Genomic DNA, 22,977 nt, shown 5'->3' on the forward strand with positions numbered 1-22,977 from the left:
TTTTTCATGAGAGTCTTAATGTTTGGGTGGGAATTCCCGCCGCATATTTCCGGAGGCCTTGGTACTGCCTGTTATGGTTTGGTCAAGGGGATGGTTCACCACAATCAGGAGGTGATTTTTGTAGTGCCCAAACTTTGGGGTGATGAAGAGGAATTGGCAGATTTTGTCAATGCCAGTGATATCACCATAGACTATCGGGAAAAGAAGTTTAAAAGTATCTGGAAAAACCTGACCTACTTGGAAGTTTCCAGTTTTTTAGTTCCATATCTGGGGCCTGAAGAGTATCAGAAGTTTACTGATTATGCCATCCATGATCGGACGGATGTAGATGAAAGTATTTTCACTACCAAATATGAGTTCAGCGGGAAATATGGTAAAAACCTCATGGAAGAGGTCAGCAGATACGCTCTTACTGCTGCTCAAATAGCCCGGGATCGCGATGATTACGAAATCATCCATGCCCATGACTGGCTTTCTTTCCCTGCAGGTATAGCTGCAAAAGAAATCAGTGGTAAACCACTTGTGGCCCATGTGCATGCTACCGAATACGATCGATCCGGTGAATCAGTTAATAAGCCTGTTTTTGATATTGAAAAGGCGGGGATGGAAGCCGCCGACCATGTAGTGGCTGTAAGCCAACTCACGAAGAATACGATCATTCGCCGCTATGGAATTCCTGCGGAAAAAGTCAGTGTGCTGCACAATGCTGTCTTGGATGCAAGCATCATCAAGTCCAAATATGTGAAGAAAGTGCCGGAGAAAATCGTCACTTTCTTAGGGAGAATTACTTTTCAGAAAGGCCCTGAATACTTTGTGGAGGCTGCCAAAAAGGTCTTGGATCGAGATGAAAATGTACGCTTTGTCATGGCAGGTTCCGGGGATTTGCTCAACCGGATGATTGACCGAGTTGCAGAGCTCCGAATGGGACATAAATTTCACTTCACGGGATTCCTGAAAGGGGAGGATGTAGATCATATGTACGCGATTTCAGATGTTTACATTATGCCATCGGTTTCTGAGCCCTTTGGAATTGCACCTTTGGAGGCAGTGCGGCATAATACGCCTACCGTTATTTCCAAGCAATCTGGGGTAGCAGAAGTCCTTCAGAATGCCATTAAAATCGATTATTGGGATGTAGATGCGATGGCGGATGCCACTTTTGCCTTGCTGCATTACCAAGGGATTTCTAAGATGTTTAAAGAATTAGGCAGCGAAGAACTGAAGAATTTGAAATGGGAGCATGTGGCTGCCCGACTAGTTAAGATTTATGAGAAAACTTTAGCGCAATAACCATGAGAACGATTTGCTTTTACTTTCAGGTGCATCAGCCGTACCGGCTAAAGCCCTATCGCTTTTTTGATATTGGAGATGACCACTACTATTGGGATGATTTTCTAAACCGCAATGTCATGCGAAGGGTAGCTCAAAAGTGCTACTTGCCGATGAATGCCCTATTGCTAGAGCTGATCGAAAAGCATCAAGGTGCGTTTAAAGTGACTTTTTCTTTCTCAGGGACCTATTTGGACCAATTGGAAGCCTATGCGCCGGATGTGCTCGAAAGCTTCCAAAGGCTGGTGGCGACAGGTCATGTGGAGGTGCTGAGCGAAACCTATGGTCACTCACTGGCTGCCCTGAAGAGCAAGGAAGAGTTTGCTCGCATGGTGAATCAGCATAAGGAGAAAATCCAGCGATTATTTAATGGCTACACGCCCAAAGTCTTCCGAAATACCGAGTTGATCTATTCCGATCAGATCGGAGAAATGGTCGCGGATATGGGATATAAAGGCATTTTAACAGAAGGTGCAAAGCATGTTTTGGGTTGGAAAAGCCCCAATTATGTGTACCAAAACAGTATCAAGCCGGAGCTCAAGGTACTCTTGAAAAATTTCCTGCTTTCGGATGATATTGCCTTCCGCTTCTCCAACAAGACTTGGAAGGATTATCCTTTGACAGTAGATAAATTCATCTCTTGGATCAAGCCTATTCCAGCGTCCGAACCGGTTCTCAATCTCTTTATGGATTATGAGACCTTTGGCGAGCATCAGTGGAAGGAGACAGGGATCTTTGAATTTATGCGCGCTTTGCCGGAGGCAGTTTTGAGTCAGACGGATTATGGATTCTCTACCCCATCAGAGGTTTTGAGTCAGGTAGAGCCTGTCAGTGCCATTCATGTGCCATATCCGATCAGTTGGGCGGATGAAGAGCGTGACTTGACAGCTTGGTTGGGAAATGACCTGCAGGATGAAGCCTTTGATCGACTCTATGAATTGGAGAAAATTGTGAGAAAGCTAGATGATCCGGATTTGATTCGGGACTGGAATTACCTTCAGACCTCCGATCACTTCTACTACATGTGTACCAAGTTTTTCTCCGATGGAGACATTCACTCTTACTTTAGTCCTTACGATACGCCTTATGATGCCTTCATCAATTATATGAATGTACTAAGTGATTTTGTGCTGCGGATCAAGGAGAAGCAAAAGGAGTTGGAGCTGATTCCTTAAAATGATTGATTTATATAGCTCTTCTGGCTATCTGTCTTTGTTACTTGAGACTGGGAAGACTATTGAATTTAAGGGGTTGGTATTTAAGATTAATGATTGAAGAAAAGGGCTTGGAGGGTCTGTAGCCTATTAGGCTTAGTCTTAAGAACTGAAAATTTCAATTAGTTTTTCAAGTCCTACTGGTTTCTTCAAATAACCTTTGACAAAGGGGTATTGATCTGATTTAGCTTCGTCTACTTTGTTTATGGAGCTTGTGATTATATATATCATTCCAGAAAATTCTGATGAAAATTTTGAGAATTCATCTAAGAAATCCCAAGCGTCCCAGATAGGCATATTAATATCTAATAAAATAAAGTCCGGGAAGTTATCCGTTTCTTTTTTTCTTTGAAGAATTCCCTCAAAGGCTTCTTTCCCATTACTGAAAGTCAGTATTTCGCCAAAAAGACCTGTGAATTCAATCATTTTTTGAGTGAGAGTCAAGTAGTTCTCATCATCTTCTATGATGCAGATAGTCTTATTTTTTTTCATTGATTTTTTAGATGAACGCTGAAGATAGAGCCAATACCTTCCTCACTTTCCACTTCTATTTTTCCTCCTAGGGTTTCTACCTGGAATTTGGTGATGAATAAACCAATTCCTCTGGAATCAGGGTGATTATGAAAAGTTTTATACATACCGAAGATTTTTCGGCCTTGCCTTTTCAGATCGATTCCTAATCCATTGTCCGAGACCCGAAGTATAGTCCATTCTTCTGAAATTTCTATGAAAATATTTATTCTTTTTTGCTTTTTGGGATCAGAATATTTGATGGCATTGGTAAGGAGGTTCAAAACAATACTTTCTAAATAGCTTAATATACCCATTACCCAGGCTTTTCCTTGATTTTGTTCAAAATTAATTTGTACCTCTGAGCCTCTCGCAAGAGAAGATACATTAAGAAGTGTTGAGTTAATTATTTCTACTAGATTCAGTCTATCCAAATCCCCAGCTTCATTTATTTGAATATCTGCTACTTCCGAAAGGTTTTGAATAGATTCCATCAAATTATCAACGACATTCTTGAAATTTTGAAAGAAGATATTGGTCGCAAACTGCTTGTCTTGTAGCTCAATAAAAGATATCATTCCGCTTAGGTTGGCTGCATGTGACCGAAGGTTGTGAGAAACTATATGGGCAAAGTTTTTAAGACGGTCATTTTGTTTTTGGGTCAGATTAAGTAATTGGGTTTGCTCATCTTCTAATTTTTTCTTGTCAGTGATGTCTAGGTGTACACCTACCGAACCTGTCATTTCTCCTGCATCATTATAGTTCGGACCACCGCTGATCAACCACCATCGTCGGTTTCCAAATTTGTCTATTATTTCTGTTTCATAAACATCGGATTGTCCGATTTTTCGTAGGATGTTTTTCTGAATAATGGTCCTTTTTCCTTTTTCATCCGGGAAAAATAAATCAATGCCTCTTTTTCCGATAAGCTCTTCTGTTGAATATCCTGACATTAGAGAGAAGCTTAGATTTGCATCTATAATCTTATCGTCTTCATCTACTTCCAGGAATCCTAAATTCATATTCGCAATGATGTTCCTGTATTTTTCTTCCTGAATTTGGAGTTGTTTTTGGACGCGTTGCTTTTCTTTAACATTGATGATCATTTGACCGAAAAGTGTCAGGAGCTTGATTTCCTCAGCTGCGTATTTTCGTTTTGACCTGACGCTGTCAAAGCCTACAAACCCCTGTAAATTTTTGCCTTCAAAAATTGGAATCGTAATCAAACTTTGGATTCCTTGAGGTTCCAAAATTGATCTTAAATTAGTTTTCCCATCCTCTGCGGCAGGCAACTCATTTATATCTTCTACCAGGAAGGGTTGTTTTTTCAGATGTCTTTCGACCCATTCTGGTACAAGATCTAGTGGAACATTTTGTAAGTTTTGAATTTCCGGATCAATTCCGATTTCACACCATTCATAGGTGTTGGTGGTAATTTTTTCTTTAAAGTTGTAATCAAAAATGTAAGCTCGATCTGCATTAACGAATTTTGCCATTTTTTCAAGTGAGCTTGAAATAACATTCTCGATCTTATTGATGTCAATATTGATGTAAGTAGAGGAAATATCAATTAAGATATTCTGAAGTGCCACCTGATGCTGAATAAGGGCTTGATTTTCTTTAAGTTCACTGATATCGACTTCTACAGCCATATACCCTGTGATTTTATCAGAATCCTCCCGCATCGGTACAATATTCAATTGTAGCCAATATTCTTTTCCATTTTTCCCCCGATTTAAGATTTCAGCCGTAACGTTTTTACCTTTTAAAACATCATTTTTGATTTGTTTGGCAATTGTATGGTCTGTCTTCTCGAATTGAAACATCCTAGGAGTCTGTCCTATTATCTCTTCCAAAGAATATTCTGAGAGATTCAAGAATGCTTCATTTGCCCAAGTGATTTTCAAATCCGTATCAGTGATAATTACTCCATTTGACGTTCTTTTTGCTACCAATGAGAGTTTTTCTACTTCCCGCTCTATCACTTTCCGGTCTGTGATATCTTGAATTGTCCCAGTCACAGTTCGGATATCCTGATTGGATAAGACTACTGGAGATCCCGTAATACTAATCCATTTTGACTCTTGCGTGAGAGGATCCACTATTTGCAAATCCATCTTAAATGACTCTTTGAAAACCCGACATCTATAGAATGCATCAATCAGTTTTTCACTATTCTTCTCATTTAAAAATGTCCGCCAAGAATTGTTATTACGCTCGAAATCATCCGGTATTCTGAAGATATTATCGATCATTTCAGAATTTTGCCATTCACCAGTAATCAGGTTTACTTCATAATTCCCGAGTTTGGCGATTCGTTGAGCTTCTATCAGCCTGTTTTTTGTTTCCTCAAGAGCTTTTGTCCTAGCTTGAATTTGTTCTTCAAGTTTAAAGTTGAATTCTTCATTTTGGATTTTTGCTTGGAGCAAATGCTCCTTTAATTCTATCAGTGAGGTATTTAGACTTGAAATCTCATCGACATTTGAAATGGTTTCTATTTCGATGTCATATTCACCAGTTTGTAGGCGATTTGAAATATTGGTAAGATAGGTGATCGGTGTAGCAATCCGTTCGGCAATTCCATAAAATAAGCCTAAAGACATTACCAAGATGATCCCAAGGAAAACGTAAATGGGGTAATTGATTCGAAAAATTGCCTCTTCAATTACCTTATTCGATATGGCTAAGGCTACAAAGCCATTCAAATCATCAGAAATTATCGGGTTTTTTACTAATAAATAGTTTATGGAATCTGCATTTAGTATCAATTCCGGATTTACTCCTTCAGGATTGCTTGCGAATACGGTCAGGTTACCTAGGGAGTCTTCTTCCACCAAGGCAATATATTCCAGTTCAGACTTTACATTGGCCAAATCAATGATGTCTGCCAGTCCTTCAAAGTCATTATTTCGCAAGGCTAAGTTGACACCAAGTGCTGTGGTTCTCGCTAGTTGATTAAATTCGGTCTCAAAATTTTGTTTAAAAAGTGTGGATTGCCGACTAGGGTAGAGGACTAATAAGGATGCTAATAGAATGGTAATCGATAGGGCAAAAGGAAACCATATACGAAAGGAAAGCCCATAGAGAATATTTTTTAAAGGATTCTGTTTCATTTGATCGATAATTTCAAATTAGAGGGAATCTCAATACTTCCTGCCGGAATAGCTGCAATTGCACCTGGGTTGTTTTCAACATATTCTACAATGTCCTTAGCCGACTGTAGAAATACAGGGGGGCTGGACCTTCCCTGAAATACTAGGGCAAGCCAAAACTTTTGCATTCCAGATACGCTTGTGTTGTAAAGATTCTTAGCCACATCAGATGCAAGGCTAGAGTTTTTAGCAGGTAGAACAATGATTACTTTTTGATTACTATCCCAAAGTGACCTCCCATTTTTGAAAGTTTTCAATATTTCAGATTGGGGTAATTCAGTCACATCATTTACATTGATTATAAAATCCAATTCACCTATGTCGGCTTTCTGTGCATAGCTGAGATGGGCTGCCAATAGCCCCAAAACAATAAGATACCAGGTTTTCATAGTCCTCATTGATTAAAATCCATATGCGACTTGAATCCTTAAAAATGGTCCTCCGTAGGATATGGGATGGTTCTGATGAAAAGCGTGTTTGAATTCCCATTCTTTTTCCAATTGGATTTTTACGTTTAATAAATAGTCAAAAGAATAACGATAACCAAGAGCGATCTTAAGCCTTTCAGCAGGGTAAGCATGTACATCATTATCTGCCACATGAATGTAATCTCCTAATATATAAGGGGTGCTTTTTTCAGTCACATTTAGCCCGGCATAGACAAACTGGTAGAAATTATTGGCTCGTCCTGTAGTATCAGTAGTGGAAACATTATAGCCTGACTCATTAAGGATCTCAAAATTGTCCTTGAAGTAGGCAAAAGAAAAACTCGTCAACCGGAATTTTACAGGTCCTTCATATCGCTGATCCAATGGTACTGATGTAGCGGTGCTATGGCCACTATGCACTCCTGGAGTGTTATCGTGTAAATTGTCCCAATAATAGGATGCACCGATACGCATTCCATCTCTTGGTTTAATATGAAATGCGGCAGAAACAGCAGGGACTACAGAATCATGATAAATATCTGTCGAACTGATACCATTGCCTATCATCACATCATATCCGAAATTGAGTCTACCTAAATTTTGACCTTGAAATTGAAGTCCTAAAGTATGAAGGGGAATGAAGTATGAAAAGGCAAGAGGACGATCAATGACAGGGAAAAATACCCGACCATGATGATAAGAGTCATTCCAATAATTTAAGGGAGTATGGACTTTTCCAACTATCACCGAATGGTTGTTGGTATAGTTGTATTTTACAAGAGACCTCTCAATGCTCGGTAGGTAGTTTGTTGCTGAATTAGAATTAAATCGAACAACATACTCTCCAATGAAAGTAATCTTGTCTGAAATAGTAGCATTTACGAAAAAGTCATGCTCACCAATTGCAAAAGAAGCACGTCTACCATCTTCATCACGATCAAAATAGAACTCAAGGTGACCAAATCCATTAAACTGAGTCTGCTTCGTCTGGCCAAATACACAATTTGAAAAAAGAAAAAATACTATTAAACAGGATAGGATAAATGTGGTATTTGCTGCCTTCTTATTTAATCTATTGCTAATTTTTACTTTATGTTCACACGGTGATTTATAGAATCCTTTCATGTTGTTTTACAATTTTGGATATCACAGGATTGAATAAATGATAATTTTACTTGGTTAATTCTAGTATTTGATTCTTGGAAAAATCAAATAATCTGCTAAAATAAATACAATTTTCTTTAAAAAGTTAAATTTTAATAAAAAAATGAAATTGCTTCAACAGGTGCTAAATAGAACGGAATCAGCCGGTTGAGAAAAACTTTTAGAATTGTAAAATCTTCATTTCAAGAAACAAAAAGCTATAAAAATAAAAACCCTGTAAGTCTATTTCTTACAGGGTTAATTTTGTCCAGTTGTGGAGCTGGCGAGATTCGAACTCGCGTCCAGATAAGGAAACACCGTACCGTCTACATGCTTAGTCACCGATTGGCTTTTCGACTAGACTATGCTGGGTGACACACCTGAGTCTAGCTTAGCGACTGAGTCTTAAGCTTGCTTAATCGCATCGCAAGCAGCAGTCTGACCTGATCGACACCTCAACTCCACCCGGATCAGACCACAGGTGGTGAGATGTGGCCGGGGAATTACTGTTTGCAACTCAACCCTTTAAGCGATCTATCCTAGTAGGTTAGATTAGGCAGCCATGGCGTAAGAAGTTTCGCCATTTATGGTTCGTATGAATCTTTCAAGGCCGTACATACTCCAGCCTGCATGCGAGCCCGATCTTTACACTTACTGTCAATACCGGTCAGCCCCATTTTTATTCAGACAAAGGTAAGGCAAATTTGGTTCCACTCAAGGAGCAATTTGCAATAGGAGGCAAAATGGTTTTGGGTTTTGGGTTTTCGGTTCTGAGTTCATTTAGGTTCGAAGTCCCGCTTGAAGTTTCAATATTGCTTGCAGCCACCAAAGTCACTTTCTAACCTTCCAACCATTACACTTTCCAACCTTCCAACTTTTACACTTTTCAACCAATCTTTCAATTTTTTAATCAACCTTAAGATAGCTTCGTCGCTTCACTAGTAAATAGATTGTTTTTGATTTTAAGTAGAGCTCCTCGCTATGACGGTTAATTTTTAATTTTTCAATTTTCAAATCTTCCAATTCCTCCCCAATCAAAGAGATTTTTATATCTTGCAGCGATGGAAAATTTCGTTGTTTCGGCAAGAAAATATAGACCGGCAAACTTCAAAAGTGTCGTAGGGCAGCAGCACATTACTACCACACTTCAGAATGCGATCAAAAACAATCACTTAGCTCAAGCTTTTCTTTTTTGTGGGCCTCGGGGAGTAGGAAAAACTACCTGTGCGCGAATCCTTGCCAAAACCATCAACTGCGAAAACCGAGGTGAAGATCAGGAAGCCTGTGGTACATGCGAGTCCTGCCTTTCTTTCCAAAACAATGCTTCATTCAATATCTACGAGCTAGATGCTGCGTCCAACAACTCGGTCGATGATATCCGAAACCTGGTTGATCAGGTTCGTTATGCCCCTCAAAAAGGCCAGTACAAGGTCTATATCATTGATGAGGTTCACATGCTTTCCAATCAAGCCTTCAATGCTTTCTTGAAGACCTTGGAAGAGCCACCGAAGTATGCGATTTTCATTCTTGCGACTACAGAAAAGCATAAGATTATACCTACTATCCTTTCCCGATGTCAGATTTTTGATTTCAACCGAATTCAGATCAAGCACATTGCGGAACATTTGCAATACATCGCCAAAGAGGAGAGTGTAGATTATGAGGATGAGGCTTTGCGACTGATTGCTGCTAAAGCAGATGGAGCACTTCGGGATGCACTTTCGATTTTTGACTTGATTGTTACCTATTCCGCGGGGAAGAAAGTCACCTATCAAGAGACCATCGCTAATCTCCACATTTTGGACTATGACTATTATTTCAAAGTGGTAGAGGCGCTTCTCGCTGGAAATATTGCAGACACTTTGTTGATCTTTGACGAAATCCTCAAAAAGGGGTTCGATGGGCATAATTTTGTCGTGGGACTGGCGGAGCATTTCAGAGATTTGTTGGTGGTACAGGATTCGGCTACGGTGAATCTACTGGAAGTGTCCGATGAGGTGAAAGCCAACTATATTGAGCAGTCCAAAGCGAGTAGTCAGTCATTTCTTTTGAGTGCGCTATCCATCGCCAATCAATGCGATATTCATTACAAGAGCAGTAAAAATCAGCGCTTGCATGTGGAATTGGCTTTGATGAAAATGGCCAAAATTCCGGCAGCTTTAAACCTTGCAGCGCTTGCTGTGGAGGATTCAAAAAAAAAAGCTTAGCTCCCAAAGCTGAGACCACGAACGGAACTCCAAAACCTGAAGTAGCCGAAGTCCATTCCAAAAAGACTCCTGTCCAAAAGACTATCTCGGTTCCCACGAATTTTTCTCAGGCAAAAACTTTTTTAAAGAAAGAGGTAAAGCCGGAAGTAAAGGAGCCATCCCAAGAGGAGAAGATGCCAATAGAATTGATTCCTACCACTTCTGTAGGAGTTTTTAAGCAGGAAATGCTAGATCAATATTTGCCTGAGGTGATTGAACTTTGGAAGTCTGAAAAGCGGAACCTGGAGTTGGCCATCCTACAGCAAGTTAAAAAAGTGGAGGAGGGAACCATTTTCATTGAAGTCATGGGCCATGTTCAGGAAGAGATTGCTGAAAAAATGAAGCCTGATTTGATTGGGATCTTCCGTAAAAAAAGTGGGGCTGGAAAAATCGCCATCCAATTGGATGTCAAGGAAGAAGATGATGCTGGTTCACCCAAGCTTTACACCGATCAGGATAAATTTAAGCATCTGCTCAAAAAGCATCCGGCCTTATTGGAGTTTTCGAAGAAGTTTGACCTAGACCCGGACTTCTAAAAGTCCAGCGATATGCCAAAGTTGACGAGATTCTGTAGCTGAACAGCTTGTTTTGCTGGGCCGTCATCTTGCTTGATAAACACCTCCTCATCATATATCAAAGTCGTCTCTATTCGGGTGGAGATGTATTTGTTTACCTTCATTCGAATGATGGAGTTGAAGTTTACAACCATATTTCCGAATCGCTCATAATTTGAGAAGAGATTTAGATCAGCACGCCAGGTCACATTTTCCATCAGCTGGAAGTCTGCGATCGAAGTAGCCAAAGACATCCCGGCTTCAGCTCGGACATTCTCTCCCGGGGTTACACCAAAAGCTCCGGCATTACTCAAAGAGTCATTCAGGACGATGGTAAAACGGCCTGTGAAAGGGGAGAGGATGATTGATAATTTCCCTTTTTTCTCATAAGTTTTCCTGTAGTTGAGACCCGTGGATGACTGCACATAGCCTGGGGACAATAGATCGGATATTTTAGTACGGGTATCCGACTCACTTCCCGAAGGGCGGGCATATTTAAATCCTTCCAAAAGTTGGGTACGAGCTTCCAACTGCGTGGAAAGGTAGAATGTCTCCGAGAGTTCTCTACCGTAATTACTCACAAAAAGAAAATTGTCATTGGTTTTTCTGGTAGGGAAAACCCGATCATTCTGCCTACTAAAACCCAGATTGACGGTAAGCTGCGTGTCCCATACCTTTTTGTCTTTTTTGTAATTGGCAAAAAGTGAAACTCCGGTATTCAGTGCAAAGGAGGAGGCTCCACCCGCAGCCCAATTACTCAAGGTTACCTGTACAATATTGAGGTTGTAATTCCCACCTGTCTTCCAGAAAATCTCTTTTTTTGGTTCTTCTACAATCAAGGAATCCCCAATCATGAGCAGGGTATCCCCGGCTATCAAAACCGTATCCGGGATAATCTGCTGGTCTTGGGCAAGAAGCTTTCCCCCAAGCCCAATGAAAATAAGGCTTAAAAGTAGAAGAAATCGTTTCATGGGATTAAAACAGACGCGTTTCAGGGCTTGAAGATAGTTAATTTCTGCCCCACGCTAATGATATTTTGACTTCCGATTCGATTCCAGGATTTGAGCTGATCTACAGTCACACCATATTTTTTGGATATCGCGTACAATGTTTCTCCGGGAGAAACAGTATGCGTTAAACTAGCTGAGTTCGTAGCCTTCTGGTTGGAAGAGGCTGATGTTACCGGGTTCGGCTTCGGCTGGCTGACAATTTGCTCGTTTTTGGCAATCACTGTTTTAGAAGTATTTGAAATCTGTACCAATGGGATGTCCTCACCCCGCTTGCGGTGTTCTTGGAGGTTCAATACCATTCCAGCTTTCAAATCCTGATCCCTTCGGATACGGTTTTTAGCTTTCAAGGATGAAAGTTTGATTCCATACTTTTGCGAGATGCTCCAAAGTGTCTCACCGGGCTGTACGATATGAGTCGCTACCTCAGCTTTGGCTTTTTTCTTTTCGGTGTAATAATATTCACCTGCTTCTACTCGCTCTCCTGGCTCCAGGTCATTCCATCGACGGAATCGCTTCTCTTTGATGCCGATCTTTTCAGCAAAAGTATCCTGTGTGGTGGTAGATGCCGCCTGAACACCATCTAGATTGTTGACAGTGATTTGGTCCGGTTGGGATGCTTTGGTAGTATTACCTGCAATGCGCGGATAGGAGTTAGCTGTGCTGTATTTGGGGCTTGACTTGCCTGCATTACTACTTTTTGCTGGATTTTTAGGCTCGATTCCCGTTTCAAACTCAACTTGATCATCAGTCACAAAAACCAAGTAGTAGGGGCCACCGGTAGGAATTTTTCCGTTGGAAGTCCATTTATTCATTTCCTTCAAATGCTCCTCACTGACCTTGTACTTTTTAGCCAAGGCATCCAAACTTGTAGGGCCATTTACCTTCACCTCTGCAAGTCGAAGCGAATTGGTATTACTCGTAAGTTGGAAAACCTGTTCCCCAAAGGCGACTTTATGTGCCAGGAATTTCTTGAAATACCAGTGCGAATTTCGATCCACATCAACTATGCGTTTACCCCGATAGCGGTCACCGAAATAAGCTTTGGCCCCACCTGCACCCATTTGATAGGCGATCAGGGATACCATCCAATTGTCAAAAGTGCGATTGTGTCCTCTTAAGTACAAAGCCGCTCCGCGAGAGGAGTTGACGATATTTTTCCTTTCATCTACCTGTCTATCTACCCGAATAGATACTTCCTCAGCCGTCCCTTGTTTGAATTGCCAAAATCCAACTGCATTGGATGTAGAGACAGCATCTGCAATCAATCCACTTTCCTGAATGACTAAATATTTGAGGTCTTCAGGCACACCAGCTGCCCGAAACTCCCGCTCTATAATGGGACGATATAAATTGAATCGATCCATTTTTACCTGAAAGTGCTTGGGACTGCGATGAAGTGCATCCACATCGAGTTGAATTTCCCTTCTTGCTTGAGGGTTTATCCGAAGAATAAGATCGGCAAATTCCATCTCAGCAGGAACCTGCGGGATTTGAGCGAAAAGACTCGAAAAAAGGCTTATAAAAAGGATTTTGGTAAAAATGATGCGAGAAATCAGCTTCATGGGGACAGTAAAGATTTTTCTTTCTGACCTTCTGCAAAAATGATTCCTAAAATTTCCTTAACCCGGACTATGTATTAGAATCTGTAGTGAGAGATCAAACCGCAATAAAATCAAGCATTTAGTGAATGAGGCATAGCACCGCTACGGTGATTGAGCTAAATGCAGCAAAGCGGATTGATTTTGAAGCGGTTTGGACTCGTAATAAGAAGTCTAATGCATATTTCGGGTTTAAAGCTTTCTGGCAAGCATCAATCCATCTCGAATGGGCAAAAGACTATTTTCGACTCGTGGGTCTTCTTGTACAAATCGGTTGAATTCCAGCAGGGCAGCTGTATCCTTATCGAGTTTTTTTCTGCCTTTTGGAAGGACTTTTCCCGACCAAAGTACATTGTCAGCGAGGATGACGCCACCTTTCGAAACCCGATCTATCACGAGCTGGTAATAGGGCAGGTAATTCTCCTTGTCGGCATCTATAAATACAAAATCAAAATCACCTTCAATAGTAGGAATCAAGTCAAGCGCATTCCCAAGTCGATAGTCAATTTGGGCAATCAACCCACTTTCTTCAAAAAAGCCTCTGACCATTTTCTCCAATTCGTCATTGATATCCAAAGTAATGAGTTTGCCTTCCTTGGATAGACCTCTTGCCATGCAAATAGCCGAATAACCGGTATAAGTACCGATTTCCAAAATAGTCTTCGGTTGATGCATTTTGACCATCAACTCTAGAAATTTACCCTGAAGTTGACCTGAAAGCATCCGAGGCATCAGTACCTTGGCCTGCGTTTCCCGGGTGATTTTTTTCAAAAGCGCATCTTCTTCGCTTGTATGGGCTTCACAATAGTCTAGGAGTTCCGAATCGATGAATTCCATGATCAATTGGGTAAATAAGTCAATGAGGTTAATTGTACCGGGTCTAGGATTTCATTCGCGATTTCGAGTAAGTCTTCAGCTGTTGTTTGCTTGATTTGCTCAAAAATCTTATCCAAAGGATCAATTTTGCCATGGTCAATCAGGCTTTTCCCAAATACCAACATAAGGGCAGCATAGTTTTCTTCCGCCATCGCCATCTGACCGATTGCTTGCTCCTTGGCCATATGCAGTTGCAGACTACCCAATTTTTTTTCCCGAAGTCGCTTGAGTTCTTTCTGAACCAGCTTTTTGGCCTTGGGAAGGGTCTTTTCTTCCGTACCAAAAAAGATCCCAAAAAAGCCTATATCTGAGAAAGGCTGGAAGGTAGACTCTATACTATACACGAGCCCGTGCTTTTCGCGAAGCGCCATATTCAAGCGGCTATTCATGCTTGGTCCGCCGAGGATATTGTTCAAAAGGTAAAGTTTATACCTTCTTGGGTCATGCTGAGAATAAGCAGGCCTTCCGATTCCACAAAGAGACTGCGTGATATCCCGATTCAGTCTTTCTAGCTTGGGTAGGTATCCTTTGAAAGGGCTTCTGAGGTAGAGAGTTCGCTTGGCTGGAATTTCGGAAAGTGGGCCTTCAATGATCTTCAAAGCTTTGGCAAAGGAAATGTTTCCAACAATGGAAAAAACAAGTTGGGAGGTGTCAAGGCGACTCCCAATAAACTCAAAGAAATCCTGTTGGGTGAAATGTCCCACTGTCTCTTCTCTTCCAAGGATATTTCGACCTAGGGCATGATTGTCAAAGACCAAAGCGTCGAGTTCGTCCTGAATAGAATCATCCGGTGAATCTCGGTACATGGCCATTTCTTCCAAGATTACCTGTCGCTCCTTCTCGATTTCTTTGGTTGGAAAAGTTGAATTGAAAGTGATATCAAAGAGCAGTTCGGCAGCTTTGGAATAATGATCCTTCAGGACCGATGCATAAAAGCAGATTTTTTCTTTGGTTGTGTAGGCATTGAGCTCTCCACCGAGGGATTCCAGGCGATTTAGGATGTGAAAGGTTTTTCGTCTTTTGGTACCCTTGAAAGCCATGTGCTCCCAGAAATGAGCCAAACCTTCTTGCTCCTTGGTCTCATCTCGGCTGCCAATATTGAGTACAAATCCACAATGGACCAAGCGCGTATGAGAGACTTCCTGATGAACGATCCGAATGCCGTTTGCAAGCTCTTTTATCTGATGCATAAATTATTTTGAAAACCAAAAACCAAGATTTCTAAACAAACTTGGATTCCTGAGAAGTTTGTTTCAATTTCAATTTCCGGTAACACAAAGAAAACAAATTTCTATCCCGGTCTTGTTTCAAATCAAATATAATTATCCCAGATTCTGCTTTTAATGAGCTTATTCTTAAAATCCCTTTGATCAAAAAAATAAAAGATAGACAATGAAATACCAACCACTTTCCGCGGACCTTTACATTCGAAATAGAGAAAAACTGGCTCAAAAACTAGCCAAAGATTCGGTCGCAATTTTCAATTCGAACGACATCATGCCAACCAACGCTGATGGCACGATGCGTTTTCGACAAAACAATGATCTTTTTTACCTCTGTGGCATAGATCAGGAAGAGACCATACTCCTGATCGCACCTGACTGCCCTAATCCAGCTTGGCGGGAGGTACTTTTCCTGCGGGAGACAAATGAACATATCGCGGTTTGGGAAGGGCATAAATACACCAAAGAAGAAGCAGAAGCAGCTTCGGGAATTAAAAACATTCATTGGCTTTCTGATTTTGATCAAATCTTCAATTCAGTAATGGCGCTTTCGGAGCGCGTTTACCTGAATACAAATGAGCACCTCAGAGCGGGAGTGGTGGTAGAGACTCGAGATGCCCGATTTATCAAGTCGTGCAAGGAGCGTTTTCCGCTTCATGAGTATGAGCGACTGGCTCCGATTATGCATGAACTCCGTGGTGCAAAAGAGCAGGCTGAAATCGATCAACTCCAAATAGCCTGTGATATTACGGAGAAAGGTTTTAGGCGGATTTTGAATTTTGTGAAACCCGGTGTTACCGAGTTTGAAATTGAGGCGGAATACCTACATGAATTTGTGAGAAACCGAAGCAAGGGCTTTGCCTACGAACCGATCATTGCCTCGGGTGCCAATGCCTGTGTATTGCATTATATTGAGAATAGCCGCCCGTGCCATGATGGCGACTTATTGCTGATGGATGTGGGTGCAGAATATGGAAATTACAATGCAGATATGACTCGGACTATTCCAGTGAATGGGAAATTTACCGAGCGCCAAAAAGCTGTTTACGATGCAGTCTTACGCGTTCAGCGAGAAGCAATGAATATTCTGAGACCAGGTACCAATATTCAAGACTATCATAAAGAAGTAGGGCTTATCATGCAATCCGAATTGATCGGTCTTGGCCTGATTGATCAGACTGATGTGAAAAACCAAGATCCAAAATGGCCAGCCTACAAAAAGTATTTTATGCATGGCACTTCCCATCATTTAGGCTTGGATGTGCACGATGTGGGAACTATGCATGGCCCGATTACACCGGGTATGGTATTTACCGTTGAGCCAGGGATCTACATTCCAGCAGAAAACCTAGGAGTACGCTTGGAGAATAACATCGTCATCCAAGAAAATGGCTACTTCGACTTGATGCGGAATATCCCGATTGAAGCGGAGGAAATTGAAGAGCTGATGAATTCTTAAGGAAAGTTTTCACTTATTTGCCCCCAAATAGTCATAACTTTTTGGGGGTATTTTTATTTCCAGTCTCACCGAAATTGAACCTCAACCATCACAGGAAAGTGATCAGAGGGGTATTTTTTACCATAATTATCGCTTAGGATACCATGTCTGATTACTTGAACCTGCCCTTTGACGAAAATATGGTCTATGATTCCATCAGGCATTTTTTCCCAATCAAATCCAGTGAAAGTACCTGCAGGTCCGTAAGAAGGTGTTTTGGAAATCAAACGGGCATCTTTCCAGCCCCCAGAGGAGGTAATGGTGGTGTAGGCAGGGTTATCAGGTGTAACATTGAAATCACCCAATAAAACTACCGGAAGCTTTTCGGTATTGATTTCTTCAATTTTCCGAACAACTAATTTGCTGCTTTCTTCCCTGGCCTCCTGCCCGATATGGTCGTAGTGGATATTGAACACGTAGAACTCCTCTTTCTCAGCACTTAGAAATTTCCCCCAGGAGCAAATCCGATTAAGCGCGGCATCCCAACCCTTACTTGGGACCTCAGGAGTAGGGGATAGCCAAAAAGTACCTTGGTCAAGTAATTCGTATTGGGATCCATCGTAAAGAATGGCGGTGTATTCTCCTTTTTGAGCGCCATCATCCCTGCCTACTCCCAAATAATCAAACCCAAGGGAGTTACTCAACTGTTCGACTTGATGCTTTAGGCCTTCTTGCGTCCCTACGATTCCTATTTGATGAAATTGGATCAGCGATGTAACATGGGGTAGCCTATCCTTCCAAAGATTACCAGTATCGCCAGGATTATCCCATCGGATATTGAAGGTGGCTAGTTGGTGAGTTTGGGCCATGGAGAAAGGCGCAAAACTGACTATGAAAAGTAAAAGGAGGGAAAGGCTTTTGATAAGTGCTTGAGATTTCATTTTCAAATTCTGGGTTTAGTCCGATAAAATTGCCTTTTAATTTGAACAAAAGAAAAATCCTGAGGTAATTCATGCTGTTAAGAAAGAATGAATTTTTCCAATCAAACTGATTCATGAAGACTATTTACCCAAAAGACCTACCAGTTCCTGAATTTCATGCTTTGCTACAAGGCAGCGTGGCGCCACGACCCATTGCCTTTGCAAGTACCATTGACTCAGAGGGAAATTTTAACCTCAGTCCTTTTAGTTTCTTTAATCTATTCAGTACCAATCCCCCGATTTTGGTTTTTTCTCCTTCTCGGCGTGTGCGTGATAATACCACCAAGCACACCTTGGAAAATGTCCATGAGGTACCGGAAGTGGTGATTCATGTGGTGCATTATGGTATGGTCGAGCAAATGTCTTTGGCGAGTACCGAGTACCCAAAAGGAGTAGATGAATTTGTGAAGGCAGGTTTTACGGCTGTGCCTTCCTCACAAGTCAAACCTCCGAGGATCAAAGAAGCCAGGGTTTCCATGGAGTGTAAAGTCAATGAAGTGAAATCACTAGGTGACACAGGAGGAGCGGGAAATCTAGTTATTTGTGAAGTGCTTTGCGTCCATGTAGACGAAGATATTTTGGATGAAAAGGGTATAATCGACCCCAATAAATTGGATTTGGTAGCTCGTCTTGGTGGAAATTGGTATTCACGAACCAACGGATCTTGTCTTTTCGAAATTCCAAAGCCACTGAGGACTCTGGGAATCGGTGTAGACCAAATCCCCGAGGATATCCGAAACAGTGCTATACTGACTGGGAATAATCTGGGAAGGTTGGGAAATGTGGAGAGTCTTCCGAGTGAAGAGGAAATCGAAAAGTTTGGAGAAAAACCCGAAATACAAGAAATGCGGGTCCGTTTCCAAAATGATCCAGCGAGTTGGGCAGATCATTTACATCTGCTAGCCAAAGAGACTTTGGAAGAAGGAGATGTAGAAAAAGCCTGGTTGATTCTTCTGCAAAAGCCATAAAAAAAGCCTCGGTCGAAATTTTCAACCGAGGCTTTTTTCATTATTTGATTTTGATCTCCTGAGGCATCCTTGCCTGAATTCCCTGATAGGTTTTTACTTTTTCTAGATTTTTGTAGAGGCCGTAATATTCTCCAAGTTGGGCCTGAAGGATTCTAGCTTCTACATTATCGGAGAAGTCTTCCATTAGTTTTTCAAACCATGGCTTTTGCTGCGGATAATAAATTACCCGGTAATCATCTCCTGCCTCAATTCTCTTTGCAGCGAGGTCAATGGTGGTATCCAAACCACCCAAAACATCGACTAGACCACGTTCTTTAGCTTGATTTCCAGTCCAAACTCTTCCGGAGGCAACCTCTTTTACAGCCTCAGGGCTCATGTCTCTACCTTCAGCTACACGGCTGATAAATTTTTCATAGCCATCTTCGATAGATTTTTGTACGATGGTTTTTTCCACTTCTGTCAGTGGTCGGGCTACATTCATAAAGTCTGAAAGCTCACCTGTGGTGACCACATCGGTCGTTACTCCCAGTTTATCATTAATCAATTCCTGTACATTGAACCATAAGCCGAAAATCCCAATGGAGCCGGTGATTGTGTTTGGCTGGGCCACGATGGTATCTGCCGGGGCGGAAATGTAATAACCACCTGAAGCAGCTACTTCTCCCATGGATACATAGACGGGCTTCACTTTTTTGGCTTCACTCATTTCTCTCCAGATTACCTCTGAAGCTAAAATCGATCCGCCTGGTGAATTAACCCGAAGAACGATTGCTTTGATATCATCGTCTTTTCTGGCTTTCCGAATCTCCTTGGCAAATTTATCAGAGCTGATTACCCCATCTACACTGCCACTGACGATCTCTCCTTCAGCAAGGATAACAGCAATTCTATTTTTGGATGTGAGGTTTTTGCTTTTTGCCAACGAACCTAGATCAGTGGCATTGATTGTTGGGATGTCGTCATCCTCATCCAATCCCAGTTTTTCTCTCAGGATAGCATGCACCTCATCCTCGTAGGTCAATCTGTTCACCAGATTGTATGTCACCGCGTCTTCGGCCTCCCTTACCAGCATTTGATCATTGATAGTAGCCATGCTGTCTAGGCTCAGACCTCGAGAGTCTGCCACGGCCTTGATCATTTCCTGATTGATGTCTTCTAAGAAATATTCTGTTTGAAGACGGTTTTCAGGGCTCATCTTCTCCAAGATGTAAGGCTCGACGGCACTTTTGAATTCACCTACCCGAAATACTACTGGCTTAATTCCGACTTTTTCGAAGAAGCCCTTCAAAAAGATTACTTCTGAGGCGAGTCCATTGAAATCAATTGCCCCCATTGGGTTGAGATAAATCTCATCAGCTACAGAAGCCAAATAGTATCCTCCTTCGCCATAAGCTTCGTCATAAGCGAGGATGAATTTTCCGGACTCTTTAAAGCTTTCTAGCTCTTCTCTAAGTTCGAGTAGATTAGCTTGTCCAGCTAGAATCAGTCCGGTATTGAGATAGATTCCTTTGATCTTCTCGTTGGTTTTTGCCTCTCGAATTGCTTTTTTGAGATTAATCATGCCTGCCTGCATACTTCCTCCAAAAGGGTTTCCGAATTGTCCAAAATTCAGGTCATCCTCTGAGGTTCGCTCTACAAGCATTCGGCCATTGAGATTCAAATGCAGAACGGTGTTGTCTTTCAGTGAGACTTCCTTTTCGCCAGATGCTGCCAAAATTCCAATCAGCCCAAAAAAGAGCAGGATGCTCAAAATGGTGAAAACGAATAAACCGACAATGACTGCCAGAACATTTCCTAAGAATTTCATAGTAGTTGTATTAGTTGGGGTAAAAATAGTTTATTTTGAGGGACTAATGAAAGTAAAATTCAAGGGGAATGGTTCAAGAGGTAGTTTTGATTTTGGGAGGGAACTTAGGAGATCGGGAGCAGCTGATTCGAGAGGCTAAACAAATGCTTGTTTCAAAAGCACTGATTAAAGGGGAATCATCCATTTTTTCTACGGAAGCATGGGGAGGAAAGGCTGAGGGAGATTTTCTGAATCAAGTGCTCTTGGTAAGTACTGAGGAGGTACCTCTCAAATTTTTGAGCTTTTTGCAGACCATTGAGCGCGATTTGGGAAGGGAGCGCGAAGTCACATGGGGAGATCGAACCATGGATATTGATATTTTGTATTGGGAAGATCAGGAGATTCAAGTGCCAAACCTTATTATTCCACATCCGCATCTTCATAAGCGTCGATTTGTTTTAGCACCACTTGCCGAGTTGCTTCCCGATTGGGTTCACCCTAAGCTTAATAAAAATTCTTTGGAGCTTCTCGAAGCATGTGAGGATGAATCAAAAGTGAAAAAATGGAAAAAATAGGCTGCCTTCTGAAAAAGACAGCCTAGCTATTTAATATCAAAGCCCAGAAACCTGTGCTTCAGAATGGATTTTTTTAACTAAACCCTGAAGTACCTTTCCTGGGCCGCATTCGATAAATTCGGTAGCTCCATCCTTCACCATATTCTGGACAGATTGAGTCCATTTTACAGGTGCGGTGAGCTGGGCGATAAGATTTTCCTTGATTTCGTTTACATCCGTGACAGCCGTGGTGCTTACATTTTGGTAAACTGGGCAAGAGCCAACAGAGAATTGTGTCATTTCGATGGCCTTTTGAAGTTTTTCTCTTGCAGGCTCCATCAGTGGAGAGTGAAAAGCTCCTCCTACCTGAAGGGGCAACGCCCTTTTTGCCCCTGCTTCTTTCATTTTCTCACAGGCAATTTCGATTCCTTTATTACTTCCTGAGATCACCAATTGACCCGGGCAATTGTAATTCGCCGGCACTACGATTTCCTCTGAGATACTGGCACAGATTTCCTCAACTTTTTCATCTGCCAATCCTAAGATAGCAGCCATCGTGGATGGATTAATCTCGCAAGCTTCCTGCATAGCCAAAGCCCGCTGATGTACCAAGCGTAGCCCATCTTCGAAGGCTAAAACTCCATTAGCCACCAATGCAGAAAATTCTCCCAAAGAATGCCCAGCTACCATATCAGGCTTGAAATCAGGAGTGCATTTTGCCAAGATTACGGAATGCAAAAAAATCGCAGGCTGCGTGACCTGGGTTTGCTTAAGTTCCTCAGCGGAACCTTCAAACATGATGTCTGTGATTCGAAATCCAAGAATTTCATTAGCCTTTTCGAAAAGCTCTTTGGCAAGAGAATTAGTCTCATACAGCTCTTTTCCCATTCCTGGGAATTGGGCTCCTTGCCCAGGAAAAACAAATGCGTTCATGTATTTTAGGTTGGTTTGTGCGCAAATATAGGGCTTTTAGACAAGCCTTTACCTTTCTTATGGATTGAGGAGCTTTCCGAAGACTTCCTGATTGTTTTCGGTCAGCCAACGAATAAAAGCCATGACCGCAGGTTGATGCCTTTTTTGCTTTAACCATACCAATCTCCAATGCGCCTTGATGGGCAATCCTTTGAATTCAAGGAGTTTGATTCTGCCATCAGCCACTTCACTTCGCATAGAGTACAGTGATAAAACACTCACTCCAAGTCCTGCCATCACGGCCTGTTTGACAGCTTCATTGGTGGATAATTCCATCCGGCTTTTGATAGCAATATCCCGATCTTCAAAAAATCGCTCCATGATGACCCGGGTTCCAGATCCTTTTTCCCTTAAAATAAAAGGAATCTCTCCCCATTTGTCTTGATCAATTAGACTCTGGAATTTTTCCGAATGCTCGGGAGAACATGCTAAATACCATTTATTCTCGGCTAAAGTCACTGAATCCAAGTCCAAGTCCTCAGGAGAAATCGAAAGAAAAGCCAAATCGGTGCTATTTTCTTCCAAATGAGCCAAGACCTTGTAGCGATTGGAAACTTCAAGGCTGATTTCTACATGAGGATGCAGTTTCATAAACTCCGAAATCAAATAGGGAATGATATATTTGCCGGTAGAGACTGCTGATATACGGATTTTACCGGCCAGGAGTCCCTTTAGTTCTTTCATCCGTTGCTCGATTTGATTCATTTCGCTGAATATGCGCTCTGACATTTCGACGAGTTCAAGACCAAACTCCGTGATGTGGACCTTTTTACCAATCACTTCGGTAAGAGGGACATCAAACTGATCCTGAAGGTTTTTCAACTGAACGGATACCGCGGGCTGAGTCATATCCAAAGACTTAGCGGCTTTGGTAATGCTTTCATACTTGGCCACTGCCTGCAGGGCTTTGAGATGGTTGAAGTTTAGATTCATAACATTTTATAATACATCTTACTAATACGATAAAAAAAAATTATGTTTTTGTTTTTTTTAAAT

19 protein-coding genes and 1 other RNA gene are annotated in these 22,977 nt (G+C 41.6%); 7 read left to right on the forward strand and 13 right to left on the reverse strand.

Annotated features, from left to right (window positions below; all coding sequences use genetic code 11):
• Nucleotides 1–6: 6 nt before the first annotated feature.
• Both G457_RS0104715 and G457_RS0104720 read left to right on the forward strand, forming a co-directional pair.
• Complete coding sequence (locus tag G457_RS0104715) at nucleotides 7–1,290, forward strand: glycosyltransferase family 4 protein (RefSeq protein ID WP_026945434.1); 1,284 nt, start codon at nucleotides 7–9, stop codon at nucleotides 1,288–1,290.
• Between the two features lie 2 nt (nucleotides 1,291–1,292).
• Complete coding sequence (locus G457_RS0104720; protein WP_026945435.1) at nucleotides 1,293–2,504, forward strand: glycoside hydrolase family 57 protein; 1,212 nt, start codon at nucleotides 1,293–1,295, stop codon at nucleotides 2,502–2,504.
• A gap of 141 nt (nucleotides 2,505–2,645) precedes the next feature.
• On the opposite strand, the gene G457_RS0104725 is transcribed toward G457_RS0104720, so the two are convergent.
• From G457_RS0104725 to ssrA, 5 genes are all read right to left on the reverse strand, one after another.
• Complete coding sequence (locus G457_RS0104725; protein ID WP_026945436.1) at nucleotides 2,646–3,035, reverse strand: response regulator; 390 nt, start codon at nucleotides 3,033–3,035, stop codon at nucleotides 2,646–2,648.
• Nucleotides 3,032–6,166: a PAS domain S-box protein gene (locus G457_RS22185; RefSeq protein WP_051260707.1), complete on the reverse strand. Its 3,135-nt coding sequence runs from the start codon at nucleotides 6,164–6,166 to the stop codon at nucleotides 3,032–3,034. The genes G457_RS0104725 and G457_RS22185 overlap by 4 nt, the downstream gene beginning before the upstream one ends.
• The gene (locus tag G457_RS0104735; protein WP_026945437.1) at nucleotides 6,163–6,594 is read right to left on the reverse strand and encodes a hypothetical protein; all 432 of its coding nucleotides are present in this window, start codon (nucleotides 6,592–6,594) and stop codon (nucleotides 6,163–6,165) included. The genes G457_RS22185 and G457_RS0104735 overlap by 4 nt, the downstream gene beginning before the upstream one ends.
• Before the next feature lie 12 nt (nucleotides 6,595–6,606).
• On the reverse strand, nucleotides 6,607–7,758 hold the full coding sequence (locus G457_RS0104740) for a hypothetical protein (RefSeq protein WP_026945438.1): 1,152 nt from the start codon (nucleotides 7,756–7,758) through the stop codon (nucleotides 6,607–6,609).
• A gap of 290 nt (nucleotides 7,759–8,048) precedes the next feature.
• Nucleotides 8,049–8,451: a transfer-messenger RNA gene (gene ssrA / locus G457_RS22505) on the reverse strand.
• Nucleotides 8,452–8,837: 386 nt separating this feature from the next.
• On the opposite strand from ssrA, the gene G457_RS0104755 reads away from it, so the two are divergent.
• Both G457_RS0104755 and G457_RS0104765 read left to right on the forward strand, forming a co-directional pair.
• Complete coding sequence (locus tag G457_RS0104755) at nucleotides 8,838–9,983, forward strand: DNA polymerase III subunit gamma/tau (protein WP_026945440.1); 1,146 nt, start codon at nucleotides 8,838–8,840, stop codon at nucleotides 9,981–9,983.
• A 173-nt stretch (nucleotides 9,984–10,156) separates the two neighbouring features.
• Nucleotides 10,157–10,558, forward strand: coding sequence for a hypothetical protein (locus G457_RS0104765; RefSeq protein ID WP_155847083.1), 402 nt, complete (start codon nucleotides 10,157–10,159; stop codon nucleotides 10,556–10,558).
• Here G457_RS0104765 and G457_RS0104770 read toward each other — a convergent pair.
• The 4 genes from G457_RS0104770 to G457_RS0104785 form a co-directional block, all read right to left on the reverse strand.
• Nucleotides 10,555–11,547: a DUF3078 domain-containing protein gene (locus G457_RS0104770; RefSeq protein WP_035483139.1), complete on the reverse strand. Its 993-nt coding sequence runs from the start codon at nucleotides 11,545–11,547 to the stop codon at nucleotides 10,555–10,557. The genes G457_RS0104765 and G457_RS0104770 overlap by 4 nt on opposite strands.
• A 20-nt stretch (nucleotides 11,548–11,567) precedes the next feature.
• Nucleotides 11,568–13,148 (reverse strand): LysM peptidoglycan-binding domain-containing protein, encoded by a 1,581-nt coding sequence (locus tag G457_RS0104775; RefSeq protein WP_026945443.1) that lies wholly within the window; start codon nucleotides 13,146–13,148, stop codon nucleotides 11,568–11,570.
• A gap of 228 nt (nucleotides 13,149–13,376) precedes the next feature.
• Nucleotides 13,377–14,021, reverse strand: coding sequence for an O-methyltransferase (locus tag G457_RS0104780; RefSeq protein ID WP_026945444.1), 645 nt, complete (start codon nucleotides 14,019–14,021; stop codon nucleotides 13,377–13,379).
• Nucleotides 14,022–14,023: 2 nt separating this feature from the next.
• On the reverse strand, nucleotides 14,024–15,250 hold the full coding sequence (locus G457_RS0104785; RefSeq protein WP_026945445.1) for a M16 family metallopeptidase: 1,227 nt from the start codon (nucleotides 15,248–15,250) through the stop codon (nucleotides 14,024–14,026).
• Nucleotides 15,251–15,452: 202 nt separating this feature from the next.
• Between G457_RS0104785 and G457_RS0104795 the strand changes: the two genes are divergently transcribed.
• On the forward strand, nucleotides 15,453–16,742 hold the full coding sequence (locus G457_RS0104795) for an aminopeptidase P family protein (protein WP_026945447.1): 1,290 nt from the start codon (nucleotides 15,453–15,455) through the stop codon (nucleotides 16,740–16,742).
• A gap of 65 nt (nucleotides 16,743–16,807) precedes the next feature.
• Here the strand turns inward: G457_RS0104795 and G457_RS0104800 are convergent, their stop codons facing one another.
• The gene (locus G457_RS0104800; protein WP_026945448.1) at nucleotides 16,808–17,662 is read right to left on the reverse strand and encodes an endonuclease/exonuclease/phosphatase family protein; all 855 of its coding nucleotides are present in this window, start codon (nucleotides 17,660–17,662) and stop codon (nucleotides 16,808–16,810) included.
• A 113-nt stretch (nucleotides 17,663–17,775) separates the two neighbouring features.
• Between G457_RS0104800 and G457_RS0104805 the strand changes: the two genes are divergently transcribed.
• Entirely contained in the window at nucleotides 17,776–18,669 is an 894-nt protein-coding gene (locus tag G457_RS0104805) for a flavin reductase family protein (RefSeq protein ID WP_026945449.1), read from the forward strand.
• 40 nt (nucleotides 18,670–18,709) lie between these two features.
• Here the strand turns inward: G457_RS0104805 and sppA are convergent, their stop codons facing one another.
• The gene (gene sppA / locus G457_RS0104810; protein ID WP_026945450.1) at nucleotides 18,710–20,476 is read right to left on the reverse strand and encodes a signal peptide peptidase SppA; all 1,767 of its coding nucleotides are present in this window, start codon (nucleotides 20,474–20,476) and stop codon (nucleotides 18,710–18,712) included.
• A gap of 68 nt (nucleotides 20,477–20,544) precedes the next feature.
• Here sppA and folK point away from each other — a divergent pair, with 68 nt between their 5' ends.
• On the forward strand, nucleotides 20,545–21,030 hold the full coding sequence (gene folK / locus G457_RS0104815; protein WP_026945451.1) for a 2-amino-4-hydroxy-6-hydroxymethyldihydropteridine diphosphokinase: 486 nt from the start codon (nucleotides 20,545–20,547) through the stop codon (nucleotides 21,028–21,030).
• 36 nt (nucleotides 21,031–21,066) lie between these two features.
• Here the strand turns inward: folK and fabD are convergent, their stop codons facing one another.
• A complete protein-coding gene (fabD, locus tag G457_RS0104820; RefSeq protein WP_026945452.1) occupies nucleotides 21,067–21,942 on the reverse strand; it encodes an ACP S-malonyltransferase in 876 nt (291 codons plus the stop codon).
• Nucleotides 21,943–21,999: 57 nt separating this feature from the next.
• Nucleotides 22,000–22,914 (reverse strand): LysR substrate-binding domain-containing protein, encoded by a 915-nt coding sequence (locus G457_RS0104825; protein WP_026945453.1) that lies wholly within the window; start codon nucleotides 22,912–22,914, stop codon nucleotides 22,000–22,002.
• Nucleotides 22,915–22,977 lie beyond the last annotated feature (63 nt).

The organism is Algoriphagus marincola DSM 16067 (assembly GCF_000429405.1).
Taxonomy (GTDB): domain Bacteria; phylum Bacteroidota; class Bacteroidia; order Cytophagales; family Cyclobacteriaceae; genus Algoriphagus; species Algoriphagus marincola.

Coding starts and splice junctions, on each gene's coding strand:
- G457_RS0104715 (WP_026945434.1), top strand. CDS start 7: ATGAGAGTCTTAATGTTTGGGTGGGAATTCCCGCCGCATATTTCCGGA.
- G457_RS0104720 (WP_026945435.1), top strand. CDS start 1,293: ATGAGAACGATTTGCTTTTACTTTCAGGTGCATCAGCCGTACCGGCTA.
- G457_RS0104725 (WP_026945436.1), bottom strand. CDS start 3,035: ATGAAAAAAAATAAGACTATCTGCATCATAGAAGATGATGAGAACTAC.
- G457_RS22185 (WP_051260707.1), bottom strand. CDS start 6,166: ATGAAACAGAATCCTTTAAAAAATATTCTCTATGGGCTTTCCTTTCGT.
- G457_RS0104735 (WP_026945437.1), bottom strand. CDS start 6,594: ATGAAAACCTGGTATCTTATTGTTTTGGGGCTATTGGCAGCCCATCTC.
- G457_RS0104740 (WP_026945438.1), bottom strand. CDS start 7,758: ATGAAAGGATTCTATAAATCACCGTGTGAACATAAAGTAAAAATTAGC.
- G457_RS0104755 (WP_026945440.1), top strand. CDS start 8,838: ATGGAAAATTTCGTTGTTTCGGCAAGAAAATATAGACCGGCAAACTTC.
- G457_RS0104765 (WP_155847083.1), top strand. CDS start 10,157: ATGCCAATAGAATTGATTCCTACCACTTCTGTAGGAGTTTTTAAGCAG.
- G457_RS0104770 (WP_035483139.1), bottom strand. CDS start 11,547: ATGAAACGATTTCTTCTACTTTTAAGCCTTATTTTCATTGGGCTTGGG.
- G457_RS0104775 (WP_026945443.1), bottom strand. CDS start 13,148: ATGAAGCTGATTTCTCGCATCATTTTTACCAAAATCCTTTTTATAAGC.
- G457_RS0104780 (WP_026945444.1), bottom strand. CDS start 14,021: ATGGAATTCATCGATTCGGAACTCCTAGACTATTGTGAAGCCCATACA.
- G457_RS0104785 (WP_026945445.1), bottom strand. CDS start 15,250: ATGCATCAGATAAAAGAGCTTGCAAACGGCATTCGGATCGTTCATCAG.
- G457_RS0104795 (WP_026945447.1), top strand. CDS start 15,453: ATGAAATACCAACCACTTTCCGCGGACCTTTACATTCGAAATAGAGAA.
- G457_RS0104800 (WP_026945448.1), bottom strand. CDS start 17,662: ATGAAATCTCAAGCACTTATCAAAAGCCTTTCCCTCCTTTTACTTTTC.
- G457_RS0104805 (WP_026945449.1), top strand. CDS start 17,776: ATGAAGACTATTTACCCAAAAGACCTACCAGTTCCTGAATTTCATGCT.
- sppA (WP_026945450.1), bottom strand. CDS start 20,476: ATGAAATTCTTAGGAAATGTTCTGGCAGTCATTGTCGGTTTATTCGTT.
- folK (WP_026945451.1), top strand. CDS start 20,545: ATGGTTCAAGAGGTAGTTTTGATTTTGGGAGGGAACTTAGGAGATCGG.
- fabD (WP_026945452.1), bottom strand. CDS start 21,942: ATGAACGCATTTGTTTTTCCTGGGCAAGGAGCCCAATTCCCAGGAATG.
- G457_RS0104825 (WP_026945453.1), bottom strand. CDS start 22,914: ATGAATCTAAACTTCAACCATCTCAAAGCCCTGCAGGCAGTGGCCAAG.